Source organism: Pseudomonas sp. PLMAX (assembly GCF_046042685.1).
In the GTDB taxonomy this organism is placed as follows: domain Bacteria; phylum Pseudomonadota; class Gammaproteobacteria; order Pseudomonadales; family Pseudomonadaceae; genus Aquipseudomonas; species Aquipseudomonas putida_AE.
In genome coordinates this window covers 4937166-4951056 of record NZ_CP064949.1, presented here as the reverse complement: position 1 = coordinate 4951056, position 13891 = coordinate 4937166, and the positions used below count along the sequence as shown (strand labels likewise).

At 61.7% G+C, this 13891-nt stretch carries 11 protein-coding genes; 7 read left to right on the top strand and 4 right to left on the bottom strand.

Annotation, left to right across the window (positions count from 1 at the left end; genetic code table 11):
• Positions 1-25: 25 nt before the first annotated feature.
• Entirely contained in the window at positions 26-1135 is a 1110-nt protein-coding gene (locus DKB71_RS22465; RefSeq protein ID WP_408597512.1) for a 2-aminoethylphosphonate--pyruvate transaminase, read from the bottom strand.
• 109 nt (positions 1136-1244) lie between these two features.
• On the opposite strand from DKB71_RS22465, the gene DKB71_RS22460 reads away from it, so the two are divergent.
• Complete coding sequence (locus DKB71_RS22460; protein WP_408597510.1) at positions 1245-2108, top strand: LysR substrate-binding domain-containing protein; 864 nt, start codon at positions 1245-1247, stop codon at positions 2106-2108.
• A gap of 112 nt (positions 2109-2220) precedes the next feature.
• Here DKB71_RS22460 and DKB71_RS22455 read toward each other — a convergent pair whose 3' ends face one another.
• Positions 2221-3093, bottom strand: coding sequence for a LysR family transcriptional regulator (locus DKB71_RS22455; RefSeq protein WP_274074735.1), 873 nt, complete (start codon positions 3091-3093; stop codon positions 2221-2223).
• A 267-nt stretch (positions 3094-3360) separates the two neighbouring features.
• On the opposite strand from DKB71_RS22455, the gene DKB71_RS22450 reads away from it, so the two are divergent.
• Positions 3361-4686 carry an MFS transporter gene (locus tag DKB71_RS22450; protein ID WP_274074736.1) on the top strand — a complete coding sequence of 442 codons (1326 nt, stop codon included), beginning with the start codon at positions 3361-3363 and terminating at the stop codon, positions 4684-4686.
• 69 nt (positions 4687-4755) lie between these two features.
• Complete coding sequence (locus DKB71_RS22445; RefSeq protein ID WP_408597507.1) at positions 4756-6147, top strand: FAD-dependent oxidoreductase; 1392 nt, start codon at positions 4756-4758, stop codon at positions 6145-6147.
• A gap of 3 nt (positions 6148-6150) precedes the next feature.
• Here DKB71_RS22445 and DKB71_RS22440 read toward each other — a convergent pair whose 3' ends face one another.
• Positions 6151-7548, bottom strand: a complete 1398-nt coding sequence (locus DKB71_RS22440; RefSeq protein ID WP_408597505.1) for a type VI secretion system Vgr family protein — start codon at positions 7546-7548, stop codon at positions 6151-6153.
• A 219-nt stretch (positions 7549-7767) separates the two neighbouring features.
• On the opposite strand from DKB71_RS22440, the gene DKB71_RS22435 reads away from it, so the two are divergent.
• Both DKB71_RS22435 and DKB71_RS22430 read left to right on the top strand, forming a co-directional pair.
• Complete coding sequence (locus DKB71_RS22435) at positions 7768-8472, top strand: YebC/PmpR family DNA-binding transcriptional regulator (protein WP_008063883.1); 705 nt, start codon at positions 7768-7770, stop codon at positions 8470-8472.
• Between the two features lie 287 nt (positions 8473-8759).
• On the top strand, positions 8760-10187 hold the full coding sequence (locus DKB71_RS22430; protein ID WP_408596762.1) for an IS1182 family transposase: 1428 nt from the start codon (positions 8760-8762) through the stop codon (positions 10185-10187).
• Between the two features lie 382 nt (positions 10188-10569).
• Here the strand turns inward: DKB71_RS22430 and zapE are convergent, their stop codons facing one another.
• Complete coding sequence (gene zapE, locus DKB71_RS22425) at positions 10570-11700, bottom strand: cell division protein ZapE (protein ID WP_408597502.1); 1131 nt, start codon at positions 11698-11700, stop codon at positions 10570-10572.
• A 236-nt stretch (positions 11701-11936) separates the two neighbouring features.
• Here zapE and DKB71_RS22420 point away from each other — a divergent pair, with 236 nt between their 5' ends.
• Together DKB71_RS22420 and DKB71_RS22415 are read left to right on the top strand one after the other, a co-directional pair.
• Positions 11937-12410: a MarR family winged helix-turn-helix transcriptional regulator gene (locus DKB71_RS22420; RefSeq protein WP_408597500.1), complete on the top strand. Its 474-nt coding sequence runs from the start codon at positions 11937-11939 to the stop codon at positions 12408-12410.
• On the top strand, positions 12407-13876 hold the full coding sequence (locus DKB71_RS22415; RefSeq protein ID WP_408597498.1) for an efflux transporter outer membrane subunit: 1470 nt from the start codon (positions 12407-12409) through the stop codon (positions 13874-13876). The genes DKB71_RS22420 and DKB71_RS22415 overlap by 4 nt, the downstream gene beginning before the upstream one ends.
• Positions 13877-13891: the final 15 nt, after the last annotated feature.

Below are 13891 nucleotides of genomic sequence, written 5' to 3'. Positions count from 1 at the left end.
TCCCACAGGGGAAAAGTGATGTGGGTTAGATCTCTAGCACTTCCATCTCGCGAAGTACTTCGCCGATAGCAGCCACGGCTTCGCGCATTTCTGAAGGTTGCACATGACCAATGCAGCCCACACGGAACGTCTCGACCTGAGTCAGTTTGCCCGGGTAGAGGATGTAACCCTTGGCCTTGACTCGTTCGTAGAACTCCTTGAACTGGTAACGCGGATCTTTCGGCGCATGGAAGGTGGCGATGATCGGCGCCTGGATGGCGGCCGGCAGGAAGCTGCGCAGGCCCAGCCCGGCCATCTCTTCCATCAGGGCCTGGCAGTTGGCGGCGTAGCGCTGGTGCCGGGCGGGCAGGCCGCCTTCTTCGTTGTATTGCAGCAGGGCTTCGTGCAGCGCGGCAACCACGTGGGTCGGCGGGGTGAAGCGCCATTGCCCGGTCTTGGCCATGTAGGTGTGCTGGTCGTACAGGTCCATCGCCAGGGAGTGCGAGTTGCCGGCGGCGTTGGCCAGGGATTCTTTGCGAGCGAACACGAAACCCATGCCCGGCACGCCTTCCAGGCATTTGCCGGAAGCGGCGATCAGCGCATCGAACGGCACCTGTTGAGCGTCTACCGGCAGCGCGCCGAAGGAGCTCATCGCATCGATGATCAGGCGCTTGCCGTGCTGCTCGACCACCTGGGCGATTTCCGGCAGCGGGTTGAGGATGCCGGTGCTGGTTTCGCAGTGAATCAGGGCAACGTGGGTGATGCCGGTATCGGCGCGCAGGAGGCGTTCGACGTCGGCGGCGGTGGTCGGTTCGTCTTCGGCGGTTTCGAAAGTGCTGAACGAGCGCCCGAGTACTTCGCAGATCTTCGCCAAGCGTTTGCCGTAGGCACCGTTGATCAGCACCAGGATCTTGCCGTCACGGGGCACCAGGGTGCCGATCGCCGCTTCGACGGCGAAGGTGCCGCTGCCTTGCAGTGGCACGCAGTGATGGCTGGCGGCGCCGTTGATGATCGCCAGCAGTTGTTCGCAGAGGCTGGCGGTCAGCTGGTTGAAGCGGTCATCCCATGAACCCCAGTCAACCATCATCGCCTGACGGGTGCGGGGCGACGTGGTCAACGGGCCGGGGGTGAGCAGGATGGGTGCGGCAGTACTCATTCTCGTGTCCTCGCAATCGATGGGATGAAGCTACGGGGCTTAAATTGCAATTTGCCGAGTTATCAATCAAATTGTTTGTTGTTATGCCAGCCATCAGTGAGAGTTATTCATGAACCTGTTTCAGCTCCGCGCGTTCGATGCCGTGGCCCGGGAGGGCAGCTTTACCCGCGCCGCCGCGCGGCTATTCATTAGTCAGCCGGCGGTCACCGGGCACATCAAGTCGCTGGAAGAGCACTACCAGATCACGCTGTTGCGCCGCACCGCACGACGAGTGGAGTTGACGGAGGAGGGCACCAAGCTGGCGGCGATCACCCGGGCGATGTTCGGCCTGGCCGAGGAGGCGCAAGCGATGCTGGAGGCCAACCGGCAGTTGCTCACCGGGCGCCTGGAAGTGGCGGCGGACGGCCCGCACATGGTCATGCCGATGCTCGCGAGCCTGCGCGCGCGTTATCCGGGGATCACCGTCAACCTGCGCCTGGGCAATGCCCAGGAAACCCTGGCGGCGCTGTTGTCCGAGCATGCCGACGTGGCGGTATTGACCGAAGTCGAGCCGCGCAAGGGCCTGCATTTGCAAGCCCTGAGCGAATCGCGGATCTGCGCCCTGGTGCCCGAAGGTCATCCCTGGGCGCGGCGCACTCAAGGCGTGCCGCTCAAGGAACTGGACCAGGTGATCATGGTGCTGCGTGAGCCAAGTTCGATCACCCGACGCACCTTCGATGAAGCCTGCCTCCAGGCACAGGTCAATCCGCGGGTGTTGCTGGAGCTGGACAGCCGGGAAGCGGTGACCGAGGCGGTCGCTGCCGAGTTGGGAGTGGGGGTGGTGTCGTCGGTGGAGGTCAGCCATGACCCGCGGGTGGCGGCGGTGCCGATCATTGGTGACGGGTTGGTCAATCGGCACATGATGGGGTGCATGGAGCGGCGGCGGGATTTGCGCCTGATTCAGGCGTTTTTCGGCTTGGCGCCTGGCCGATAAATCGAGTCGCCTGCATTCGCGAGCAAGCCCGCTCCCACATTTGACCGCGTTCTGCCTGGAGGAATGCAATCAAATGTGGGAGCGGGCTTGCTCGCGAAGAGGCCAGACCTGTCTACACAAGACTCTCGCGAACCATCTGCAGAAACGTCGCCACCACCCGCCGCGAACTCTGTTCACGCAAGCACACCAGCGTCTCGGTCAAGCGCCGCTTGCAATCGATAATCGGCAACGCGCACACCCGCGAATCCGCACCGAACTCCGCCGCCGACACCACGCCCACACCAATTCCCACCACCACCGCCTCCCGCGCAGCTTCGCGACCTTCGACCTGAATCGCCGGGCGAATGCGAAACCCCGCGCCGGCCATTTCTTCTTCCAGGGTCTGGCGGGTCACCGAACCGATTTCCCGCAGCACCAGCGGCGTATCGTCGAGGTCCGCGAGGGTGATGGACTCGCGATCCGCCCACGGATGATTGCGCGACACGAACGCCACCATCGGATCATTGCGCAGCGGCAGCGAGATCAATCGCTCGTCACTCACCTCGCGGCCGAGCAACGCCAGGTCGGCCTGATAGTTGAACAGGCGGAACAGCGATTCATCGGTGTTGCCGGTTTCGATCTTCACGCTGATGCCGGGGTAGCGCTCGCAGAACCGGGCGATCTGTGGCAGCACATGCACCGGCGCATCCACCGCCAGGATCAGGCTGCCGGTCTGCAACGCCTGGGAATCCTGCAACAGCTCCTGGGCCTCGGCTTCGATCACGAACAATTTCTGGGTGACGCTCAACAAACGCTCGCCCAGGTCGGTGAGGCGTACCGAGCGTTTGTTGCGATGGAACAGCAACACGCCGTAGCGTTCTTCGAGTTTGCGCACCTGGTCGGAAATCGCCGGCTGGGTGAGAAACAAACGCTCGGCGGCTTTGGTGAAGCTTCCATGCACGGCCACGGCATGGAAGGCTTTGAGCTGGGCGTGGGAAACCGACATGGGAATCTCCAGTAACAAGCTGAGCTTATTTTGGAAATACGATAAATCGATTTCACTTATTAATCAGTAATTGTTTTGATCGACCTCAGCCCCGGTGACTGCTCAGTCGAACAGCGCGGGTGCCATGAGCCTGTGCGTGCAACAACAGGACTCATCTGACCGGAATCGCCCACAGGGACAAGGTGATTTCGCAGTGCTCAACAATAAAAACACAGGCGTTTTCTTCCAATTCTGCCGGCACACTCACACCCTGAGGTCAGAACCACAATGAACAAGCACATCGGCACCATCAAGCGTTGGCGCGTGCAGATCTTCGCGATCACCTGGCTCGCCTACGCCGCTTTCTACTTCACCCGCAAAGCGTTTTCCGTTGCCAAGCTCGGCATCGGCGAAGACCCGACGTTCATGCTCGACAAGATGGCCATGGCCAACCTCGACGCCATTTACCTGACCGCCTACGCCATCGGCCAATTCACCTGGGGCATCCTGGCCGACCGCTTCGGGCCGCGGGTGGTGGTCCTTGGCGGCTTGCTGATTTCGGCGGCAGCAGCGCTGGTGATGGGCAGTTTCGCCACCTTGCCGATCTTCGCCACCTGCATGCTGATTCAAGGCTTGGCGCAGTCCACCGGATGGTCGGGGCTGTGCAAGAACCTCGGCAGTTTCTTTCCGTCCGAGCAACGCGGGCGGGTGCTGGGTCTATGGAGCTCCTGCTACGCCTTTGGCGGACTGGTGGCATCGCCATTCGCCGGATGGTGGGCCTACACGCTGATCGGCTCCTGGCACGCAGCGTTCATTTCCAGTGCGGCGGTGGTTGGGCTGGTCGCCGTGCTGTTTTTTATTTTCCAACGCAACAAACCTGAAGACGTGGGCTTGCCGGCCGTGGAGCCGGAGCCCGAACTGAGCGCAGAAGAGGCTTATGCCCAAAGCAAGATCAGCGTGCTGGAGCCGCTCAAGGAAATCCTGCGCAACCGCACCGTGCTGATCCTTGGCCTGGCGTACTTCATGTTGAAACCGGCGCGCTATGCGATCCTGCTCTGGGGCCCGGTGATCGTTTTCGAACAGATGCCCTCGGTGGGCAAGGTCGGCGCCGCGATCATTCCGACCGCGTTCGAACTGGCCGGGTTGCTCGGGCCGATCATGATCGGCCTGGCCTCGGACAAGCTGTTCGGCGCCCGGCGCATGCCGGCCTGCGTCATCAGCCTGTTGGCGCTGACCGTCTCGCTCGCCTTCTTCATGGGCGCCCTGCAAACCGGCAGTGTGATGCTGGTGGTGGCGCTGTTGTTCGTCATGGGTCTGACCCTCTACGGACCTGACTCGATGATCAGCGGCGCGGCCGCCATCGATTTCGGTACCGCCAAGGCTGGCGCCACGGCGGCCGGGTTCGTCAACGGTTGCGGGTCGGTGGGGGCGATTCTCGGCGGATTGCTGCCAGGCTACTTCGATACCGTCACCGTGTTCATTGTCTTCGCTGGCTGCGCGCTGTTCTCGGCGCTGGTGCTGGTCCCCCACTGGAACAGCCGCCCCGGGGGCCAGGGTACTCACTTTGCCTACGTCCCCAACCGGGCGATGACCATCAAACCCCTGCGTACCTGAATCCTCTCCCGCGTCGCCTGCTGCGCTTGCGGCAGGCTGGCGTGTGGACAATTGACTGGAGATTGACCCATGAGACCCTTTTGGCTGGACCAGGCCTTGAAGGCGGATGCATCGGAAACCTGTCCGCCACTGCAAGGCGACAGCCGCGCCGACGTGTGCATCGTCGGCGGCGGTTATACCGGCTTGTGGACCGCGATCATGCTCAAGGAACAGGACCCGGAACTGGACGTCGTACTGATCGAAGCGGACATCTGCGGCGCCGGTGCCAGTGGGCGCAACGGTGGATGTGCGCTGTCGTGGTCGGCCAAGTACTTCACCCTTGAGCGACTGTTCGGCGTTGAGGAGGCGGTGCGGCTGGTCAAGGAGTCCGAACGCAGCATCCACGCCATCGGCGCCTTCTGCGAGCAGTATGGGGTGGACGCCGATTATCGTCTTGACGGCACCCTCTACACCGCCACCAACCGCGCGCAATGCGGCTCCACCGACGCGGTCATTGCCGCGCTGGAACGCCACGGCATCAACTCGTTCACCCAGCGCCCCGTGGCCGATGTGCAGCGCATGGCCGGTTCGGCCAAGCACCTGGAAGGCTGGTTTTCCCCGGCGGCCGCCAGTGTGCAACCGGGCAAGCTGGTGCGTGGCTTGCGCCGGGTCGCCTTGCAACTGGGCGTGAGGATTCACGAAAACACCGCCATGACCGGGCTGGAGGAGGGCAAGCCTGCGGGGATACAGACCCCGCACGGGACTATTCGCGCCGACCGGGTGGTGCTGGCGATGAACGCCTGGATGGCCCGGGCCTTCCCGCAGTTCGAACGCAGCGTGGCGATCGTTTCCAGTGACATGCTGATCACCGAACCGCGGCCCGACCTGCTCAGCGAAATCGGTTTGACCAGCGGCGTCACGGTGCTCGATTCGCGGATTTTCGTGCACTACTACCACAACACCCCGGACGGCCGGATCATGCTCGGCAAGGGAGGCAACACCTTCGCCTATGGTGGGCGCATGCTGCCGGTGTTCGATCAACCGTCGCCCTATGCCGGCCTGTTGCAGCACAGCCTGGCGGATTTCTTCCCGGCCTTTGCCGGGGTCAGGGTCGAAGCGACCTGGAACGGTCCCTCGGACCGCTCGGTGACCGGGTTGCCGTTCTTCGGGCAGATGAGCGCCAGTGGCAACGTGTTCTACGGCTTTGGTTATTCGGGCAGCGGGGTGGGGCCTTGCCACATGGGCGGGCAGATCCTCGCTTCCATGGTCCAGGGCCTGGATAACCCCTGGACCCGCTCGCCGCTGGTAAACGGACCGCTGGGCTTTTTCCCGCCGGAACCGATTCGCTACCTCGGCTCGTTGATGGTGCGCAACGCCATCCGCCGCAAGGAGCGCGCCGAGGACCACGGGCGTCGGCCACGGCACCTGGACGTACGCCTGGCGAAATTCGCCGCCGCGGCCGGCAAGGCGGACAAGGGCTGAGGCTCAGTCATCCGGGCGATTGATCAGCCAGTCGAGCAGCAGGCGGGTGTCACTGTGGCGGGTGTCGGCGCGCACCGCTGGCGGGCTGCGGCGCTGTCCGGTGCTGGCGCAGAACACCGGACGGTCGGGGTCGCTGTCGAGGAAACTGACCCAGCCATCGCTGCCGGCCATGGGCAGCTGGATCGGTTCCGTTGGGGCTTGGGACACTGTCAGTGCGACAGGTAGCCAGAGGCCCTCTGCGGGATCGACATCCGTGTCGGGCCACAAACTTACCTGCAAACGACCTTGATCATCCTGTGCCGCGTGCTGTCCGGCCGAACCACAGACCCGTGCAGGCTGAAAGCCGGGGATGCGCGGCCTGGCCTGGTCCAAGGGGGGGCGAAATACCGTCGACCAGGGAATGGCCGTGAACTGATTGTGATAGCGCCGGGGCCTGCTGTCCTCAGCCAGGATCGAACCCTGCTGCCCCTGGTGCCGCGCCTCGCAGACCAGCCATTGATCGTTGAACCCCGGCACGGGATGGTCTTCAACCTGCACGATGCGGGCGCTGCGTAACAGGGGCTGATTGCTTTGGCCGTGAAGCTGCAACTGCTGGCAACGCATGCGCTGCAGATCGCGGCGGTCGAGTTGATCGTGATGACGTTGCTCCTGAGTGGAGCGGGGCGCGCTCGTGTGGGTGAAAGCGTGATTGGCTGCGCCTTCACCGACCTGCGAAGCACCGCGATTTTTCGCATTCGTTCGTGGGAAAACGGCTTGTGCAGCGTGGCGCTGATACAGCTCGCTGATCGCCGGTTGAGCACTGTCATCACCCTGGAACGGCATCAGCAGCGGCTCCTGGGGAAAGCTCATGTTGTCGTCGGCCAACACCAGCACATGGCTCTGAGCGGAATGTTCGAAGTGGTAGTGAATGCCTTCTTCCTCGCACAGGCGCTGCAGCAAGGCCAGGGCGGTTTCTTCGTACTGAATGCAAAACGGCCGCAGGGGATAGTGCCCGTCTGCCAGGTCCAGGCGATAGCTGTCTACAGGCAAGCCATGCTCCTCCAGCAGCTGGCGCAGGATCATGGGCACGCTGAGGCGCTGGAAAACCCGCCGCGATCGGTATCGATCCAGTGCTTGAAGGGCCGGCACCAGCACCAGTTTATAGCCTATCCGGCCACGCCCTCGATGTTCGCAGCTGGCGCTATGCAGCACGCCATGAATGCCCTGGCCTTGCCCAAGGTCGAGCAGCGCCGGTTGTTGCAGCAGCCGTTCAAGGTTGAGGGCCGGTGCCAGGCCGATCACTTCGATATCGAATCGATAGGGTTGGTTGAGGGCCTCGCGACCGCTGAACTGCACCACTTGCAAACTGAGGTGGTCGTCGAGGAGTGTCAGGGTGAAGGGACTTTCCTTGTCGTTGTGCATCGATCGCGCTTCTACCATGGAGTAGGGACTGCGAGGGTACGAAACCCGCAGGCCTTGTGGACATGGCAAAGCGAAATTTCAGAATCGCCCTACAACCATCGGTAAAAATGTCGATCCGTGGATGAGATTTTTTGGTCGATTGCCAACTTTAGGCCGTATAAACTTGGCGGCATGCGTCGGCCAATAGATGTTTCGGCGCCATAGACAAGAGAGTGATTAATGGGCGCACAGTGGAAGGTTAAACACAAAGAAGCGGCAGCCAACGCCAAGGGCAAGATCTTCGGCAAACTGGTGAAGGAAATCACCATTGCTGCGCGCAACGGTGCCGATACCGCCACCAACGCACACCTGCGTCTGGTGGTCGAACAGGCCAAGAAAGCTTCGATGCCCAAGGAAACGCTGGATCGTGCCATCAAGAAGGGTGCGGGTCTGTTGGGCGAGACCGTGCAATACCATCGCGTGACCTATGAAGGCTTCGCGCCGCACCAGGTGCCGCTGATCGTCGAGTGCGTGACGGACAACATCAACCGTACCGTCGCTGAAATCCGCGTGGCCTTCCGCAAGGGCCAATTGGGCGCTTCCGGTTCGGTGGCCTGGGACTTCAACCACGTGGGCATGATCGAGGCCTCGCCGGACACCCCGGACGCCGATCCGGAGATGGCCGCCATCGAAGCCGGTGCCCAGGATTTCGAGCCGGGCGAAGACGGCGCGACGCTGTTCCTGACCGAACCTACGGACCTGGATGCCGTGCAGAAAGCCCTGCCTGAGCAAGGTTTCACCGTGTTGTCGGCCAAGCTGGGCTATCAGCCGAAGAACCCGGTCAGCGGCTTGAGCGATGAGCAGATGGCTGAAGTCGAAGCTTTCCTGGAAGGCCTCGATAACCATGACGACGTGCAGGATATGTTTGTCGGCCTGGCCGGCTAAACATCTCTCGCAGCTAACCCGATCTTGATGTTTTGATGGTGTACATATCCATTCCTGCGGTAACGGCCACCTAGGGTTTCGCTCTTACAGCGAGTCACTTGGAAAAGCCCCAAGTAACCAAGGGCTCTTGCCCCTGGCGTTCGGTGCCTCGCTGTGGCTCGGCATACCCTCGCTCCGGTCCTGCTCCGTGGGCCCGCCGCGATGGGCCATCCTTGGCCCAGAGTGTGTCAAAACATCCAAGCCAACCCTTGCTATGATTCCCCAGGATTTCATCGCAAGGGTTGCCCATGAAACGCTTTATTCAAGGTGAACACCGAGGTCAAAGTACCTTGCTCCCCGAGAGCCTGGACGATTACGTCAGCGACACCAATCCTGTGCGTGTTGTCGATGTCTTCGTGGATGAACTCGACCTGATCGCCTTGGGTTTTCAAAGCGCCGTCCCTGCTGAAACGGGCCGACCGGCTTACCACCCCGCAGTCATGCTGAAGATCTACATCTACGGCTATCTCAATCGCATCCAGTCGAGCCGGCGCCTTGAGCGCGAGGCGCAGCGCAACGTCGAACTGATGTGGCTTACCGGTCGGCTGATGCCGGACTTCAAGACCATCGCCAACTTTCGCAAAGACAACGGCAAGGCCATTCGAGGCGTCTGTCGGCAGTTTGTCGTGCTGTGTCAGCAACTGGGGCTTTTCTCGGAAAACCTCGTTGCGATCGACGGCAGTAAATTCAAGGCGGTGAACCACCGCGACCGCAATTTCACCAGCGCCAAGCTGAAGCGTCGGATGGAAGAAATCGAATCGAGCATTGCCCATTATCTGAAGGCGCTGGATGCGGCTGATCGAGAAGAGACCAAGCCTTCAGGGCCCAAAGGGGGGCTGGAGGAGAAAATCGCCAAACTGAAGGAGCAGATGAAGGCGCTTCAAGCGATTGAAATACAGCTTGAGGCGTCGCCGGACAAACAGGTCTCACTGACCGACCCGGACGCGCGCTCCATGATGACGAGCGGCAAAGGCATCGTGGGTTACAACGTCCAAGCGGCGGTCGATACCAAGCACCATCTGATCGTCGCGCACGAGGTGACCAATGAGGGTCACGACCGTGATCAGCTCAGTTCAATGGCGCTGCAGGCCCGTGAGGCGATGAAACTCCAATCGTTGTCGGTGGTGGCTGACCGAGGGTATTACAAAAGCGGGGAGATCCTTGCCTGCCACGAGGCAGGGATTAGTGCTTATGTACCGAAGACGCTGAGCTCGCGCGCCAAATACGAAGGTCGCTTCGGCAATAATGAATTTGTTTACGACGCGGATAACGATGTGTACGTCTGCCCAGCCCATGAAGCGCTGATCTGGCGCAACTCTTACGTCGATAATGGCAGGACGTTGAACAGTTACTGGAGCTCTAACTGCCGGTCCTGTTCGATCAAGGCGCAATGCACTCCGGCCAGAGAGCGAAAGATACGTCGCTGGGAACATGAAACTGTGCTGGAGGAAATGCAGGTTCGCCTGGCCAATACGCCGCAGATGATGAGCATCCGCAAGCAGACCGTCGAGCATCCCTTCGGGACGCTCAAACAATGGATGGGTGCGACACACTTTTTGACCCGACGGCTTGCCGGAGTGAGCACCGAAATGAGTTTGAATGTGCTCGCTTACAACTTGAAGCGAGTGATGAAAATCCTCGGTGCGCAGAACCTGATGAAAGCGTTGACGGCCTGAAAGGGCTCCTGTTTTGCTCGATGGACGAGCAGAGAAGCCCTACGAGTGGCATTGAAGCGTAATGGAGCTACGGAGAGCACTTTAGGTGTAATTAGCCAGCCAACCACCGTCGGCGCTACGCGCCGACCATGCTTGAATCAGTTTTTACACACTCTGGGCCCAGCGCGGCTAACCCGGCATCCATGCCGGGTTGCCCACTGCGCAGAACCTCCACTCGGCCTCTCGATGGGGCAAGAAAATCAAAATCAAAAGCAGATCAAAAGCCAAAGCGAGGCGGCCTACGAGCCGACCTGATGTCAAGCGTACGCGGTCTCCTGTAGGAGCTGCCGAAGGTTCGGGCCGCGCTCGGACGATCTTTTGATCTTGCTTCACCTGCCCCCCGTCACACCCCCTCCCGCAACTCCACCAACTGCCCCAACCGACTACGCGTACGCGCCAGGTCAATCGCGTCACCACCCAAACTTTCACGCAGGGAGCGTTGGCCCAGCAAAGTCAGGTGCTTGTCCTGGTCATACAACACGTCGACCAGATTGATGAAACGCTGCTGCGCGGCAATCGTGCAGTCGGCGAGGTCGGGCAGGTCGTCGATGATCCAGTGATCGAAGCGCCGGCACAGTTCCAGATAATCCATGACCGCTGTGGGGTGATCGCACAGGTCGCCGAAGGTGAAGCCGATAGTGCGTCCTTCGCAGTAGCGGGCCGAGAGATGGCGCGCGCCGACCGGCAGGGCAATGGCCGGCCCGTTCGGCGCCGGCAGGTTCGCTGCCTGGCGTTGCGCCAGCGTCGCGGGCCAGACGTATCGGCCCTGGGTGAACAGCTGATGCGCGTGGGTTCTGGCCTGACTGCGATAGTCGTGCGGCCCGCCGACTTCCATGACCTGCATGCGCGCATTGATCAGGTCGATCACCGGTTTGAAGCGCGCATGGTAAAGCGGGTTGGGCAGCAGGCCTTCCGGCGGGTAGTTGGAGGTGACCAGCAGCAGGATCCCGCGCTGGAACAGCGCCTTGAACAGCCGCGTGATCAGCATCGCATCGCCGATGTCGTGGACGTGAAACTCGTCGAAACACAGCACCCGGCAATCGCTCAGCAACTCATCCAGCGTGGTCGCCAGCGCATCCGGTTGCTCGCGATGGCTGAACATGCCCTGGTGCAGGCGGGCGAAAAAACCGTGGAAGTGCAATCGCTGCTTCTGGGCGAGGGGGATCGCCTGGAAAAAACCGTCGAGCAGCCAGCTCTTGCCACGCCCGACAGCGCCATGCAGGTAGAGCCCGGGCAGTTTTTTGCCCGGCGTGCCCAACAGCGTCGAGGCGTGCTGCGCCATGCAGTCGATCACCCGTTGCTGGCTGTGGCTGAGGGTGTAGCCCTGGGAACCGGCCTTGTGGTGGAAGTAGTCGTGAATGACCCGGGCATTCGCGCAGTGACGGTCCGCTCCGGCCGATCCCTTGTCGAACAGGCGGCGCAACGATGGCCAGCGCGGTGTGAGTCGCGAATGCTTGGGCGGTCTAACGGCCACTGTGATGTCCCCGTGATCTTCAGGCGGGCTCCGGGAGCCGCGGCGGCGTAGTTTAACCAGATAGGTAGTTTTGCTTCCAGCGGGTTTCAGGGCGACGACGTCCCTTTATATGACGCAATACCCTACGTCATTGCTCAATTAATTACAAAGCAACCTAACTATTACGTTGACATTGACTGCCTAGGCAGTAATATCTAGACATACATTCACTGCCTAGGCAGCTAATTGGTGTTCAGATGAAACATTTCACGCCAGACGATTTCCATAATTGCCACCTCGGCCTGCTGCTTGGGCGCGCTGCGCTGCTCAAGGACCGCATCATCGACACGCACATGGAACCCCACGGCATCACCGCCGCGCAGTTCAAGGTGTTGATCATCATCGCCCAGTACGGCGTCGATTCGCCTGGCGAGCTGTGCCGGCACCTGTCCCTGGACAGCGGTTCGATGACCCGCATGCTCGATCGTCTGGAACAGAAAGGTTTCCTCGCCCGCCAACGCTCTGAAGCAGACCGTCGTCAGGTTCGGCTGGTGCTGACCGACGAAGGCCAGAAACTGGCTGATCGTCTGCCGCACATCGGCGCCCAGGCCATGAATGAACTGGCCGGCGCCATCACGCCGGAAGAATTGAAAACCCTGGAGTCGATCCTCAAGAAAATCCTGATAGCGGCCGGTGACTCGATCACCCTGCTGCGGGTAGGTGACCAATGAACAGTAAAACCTTGCGCACCGGCCTGAGCCTGGTGCTGTTGGCCATGAGCCTGGCCGGTTGTGCCAGCTACAGTGGCCTGACCACCGAAGGCGTCAGCCTCGACGCGAAAAACCTCAAGGCGGGGCAATCCCTCAGCGGCGTGACGCTGTCGCCGGCGGCCTGGCCGAAAAGCAACTGGTGGACCAGTCTCGGCGATCCGCAGCTCGACGGCCTGATCCGCGAAGCCCTGCGCGACAGCCCCGACATGCAGATCGCCGACGCCCGCGCCCACCAGGCCAGCGCCGCGGCCTACGCCGCCGACGCCGCGCGGATGCCGACCCTGGATGCCAGCGCCGGCGTCAGCCGTTCGCGCCTGGCCCGGGACCAGGACCCGTTGGGGCAGGGCGACAACTACGCCACCGTGCGCAACGTCAGCGCCACCTTCAATTACAACTTCGACCTCTGGGGCGGTCAGCGTGATGCCTGGGAAGCCGCGCTGGGCCAGGCCCGTGCCGCCGAAGTCGATCAGCAGGCCGCGCAGTTGACCCTGTCCGCCGACGTGGCCCGCGCCTACAGCGATCTGGGCCAGGCGCACATCGTCCATTACCTGTCCGCCGAAGACCTCAAGCGCACCCGACAAATGCTCGACCTGAGTCAGCGTCGCCTGAGCTCCGGGATCGACAGCCAGTATCAGTTCCAGCAGACCGAAAGCCTGGAAGCCACCTCCCAGGCCAATCTGATCGACGCCGAAAAACGCCTGCAAAGCGCCAAGATAGCGCTAGCCGTACTGCTGGGGAAAGGCCCGGATCGCGGCAATGAAATCGCCCGGCCGAACATTCTCAAGCCCGGTGCCGTGGCCTTGCCGTCGGTACTGCCGGCCGAACTGCTCGGACGGCGTCCGGACCTGGTGGCCGCGCGCTGGCGGGTAGAGGCGGCGAGCAAGAATATCGACGCCGGCAAGACGCAGTTTTATCCGAACTTGAACCTCAGCGCCGCGGCCGGTGCCGAATCCCTGTTGGGGGATGCGATGTTTGGTTCGGCCAGCCGCTTCTTCAATGTCGCACCAACGATTTCCGTGCCGATTTTCGACGGTGGCCGCCTGCGCGCCGACCTCGATTCCCGCGACGCCGACTACGACCTGGCGGTGGCGCAGTACAACAAAAGCCTGGTCAGGGCGCTGGGCGACGTCAGCGACAGCATCAACCAGTTGCGTGATATCGGTCGGCAGATCGCTGCCCAGCAGCACGCCACCGACATCGCCCAGGATTCCTACAACACCGTGGTCCAGCGCTACGGTTCCGGCATCGGTAACTACCTGGACGTGCTCAGCATCGAGCAGCAGTTGCTTCAGGCCCAGCGTCAGCTGGCCAACCTGAATGCCGAGCAGATCGACCTGTCGATCCAGCTGATACAGGCGCTGGGTGGCGGTTTCCAGCCTGAGGCCATTGCCTCGGCCAACGCCGCGCCAGCCACGCTGACCCACTAATTCAAGGTATTTGTC

Excerpts from the sequence above, each read along its gene's own strand:
- DKB71_RS22465 (WP_408597512.1), bottom strand. The coding sequence starts at position 1,135 with ATGAGTACTGCCGCACCCATCCTGCTCACCCCCGGCCCGTTGACCACG.
- DKB71_RS22460 (WP_408597510.1), top strand. The coding sequence starts at position 1,245 with ATGAACCTGTTTCAGCTCCGCGCGTTCGATGCCGTGGCCCGGGAGGGC.
- DKB71_RS22455 (WP_274074735.1), bottom strand. The coding sequence starts at position 3,093 with ATGTCGGTTTCCCACGCCCAGCTCAAAGCCTTCCATGCCGTGGCCGTG.
- DKB71_RS22450 (WP_274074736.1), top strand. The coding sequence starts at position 3,361 with ATGAACAAGCACATCGGCACCATCAAGCGTTGGCGCGTGCAGATCTTC.
- DKB71_RS22445 (WP_408597507.1), top strand. The coding sequence starts at position 4,756 with ATGAGACCCTTTTGGCTGGACCAGGCCTTGAAGGCGGATGCATCGGAA.
- DKB71_RS22440 (WP_408597505.1), bottom strand. The coding sequence starts at position 7,548 with ATGCACAACGACAAGGAAAGTCCCTTCACCCTGACACTCCTCGACGAC.
- DKB71_RS22435 (WP_008063883.1), top strand. The coding sequence starts at position 7,768 with ATGGGCGCACAGTGGAAGGTTAAACACAAAGAAGCGGCAGCCAACGCC.
- DKB71_RS22430 (WP_408596762.1), top strand. The coding sequence starts at position 8,760 with ATGAAACGCTTTATTCAAGGTGAACACCGAGGTCAAAGTACCTTGCTC.
- DKB71_RS22420 (WP_408597500.1), top strand. The coding sequence starts at position 11,937 with ATGAAACATTTCACGCCAGACGATTTCCATAATTGCCACCTCGGCCTG.
- DKB71_RS22415 (WP_408597498.1), top strand. The coding sequence starts at position 12,407 with ATGAACAGTAAAACCTTGCGCACCGGCCTGAGCCTGGTGCTGTTGGCC.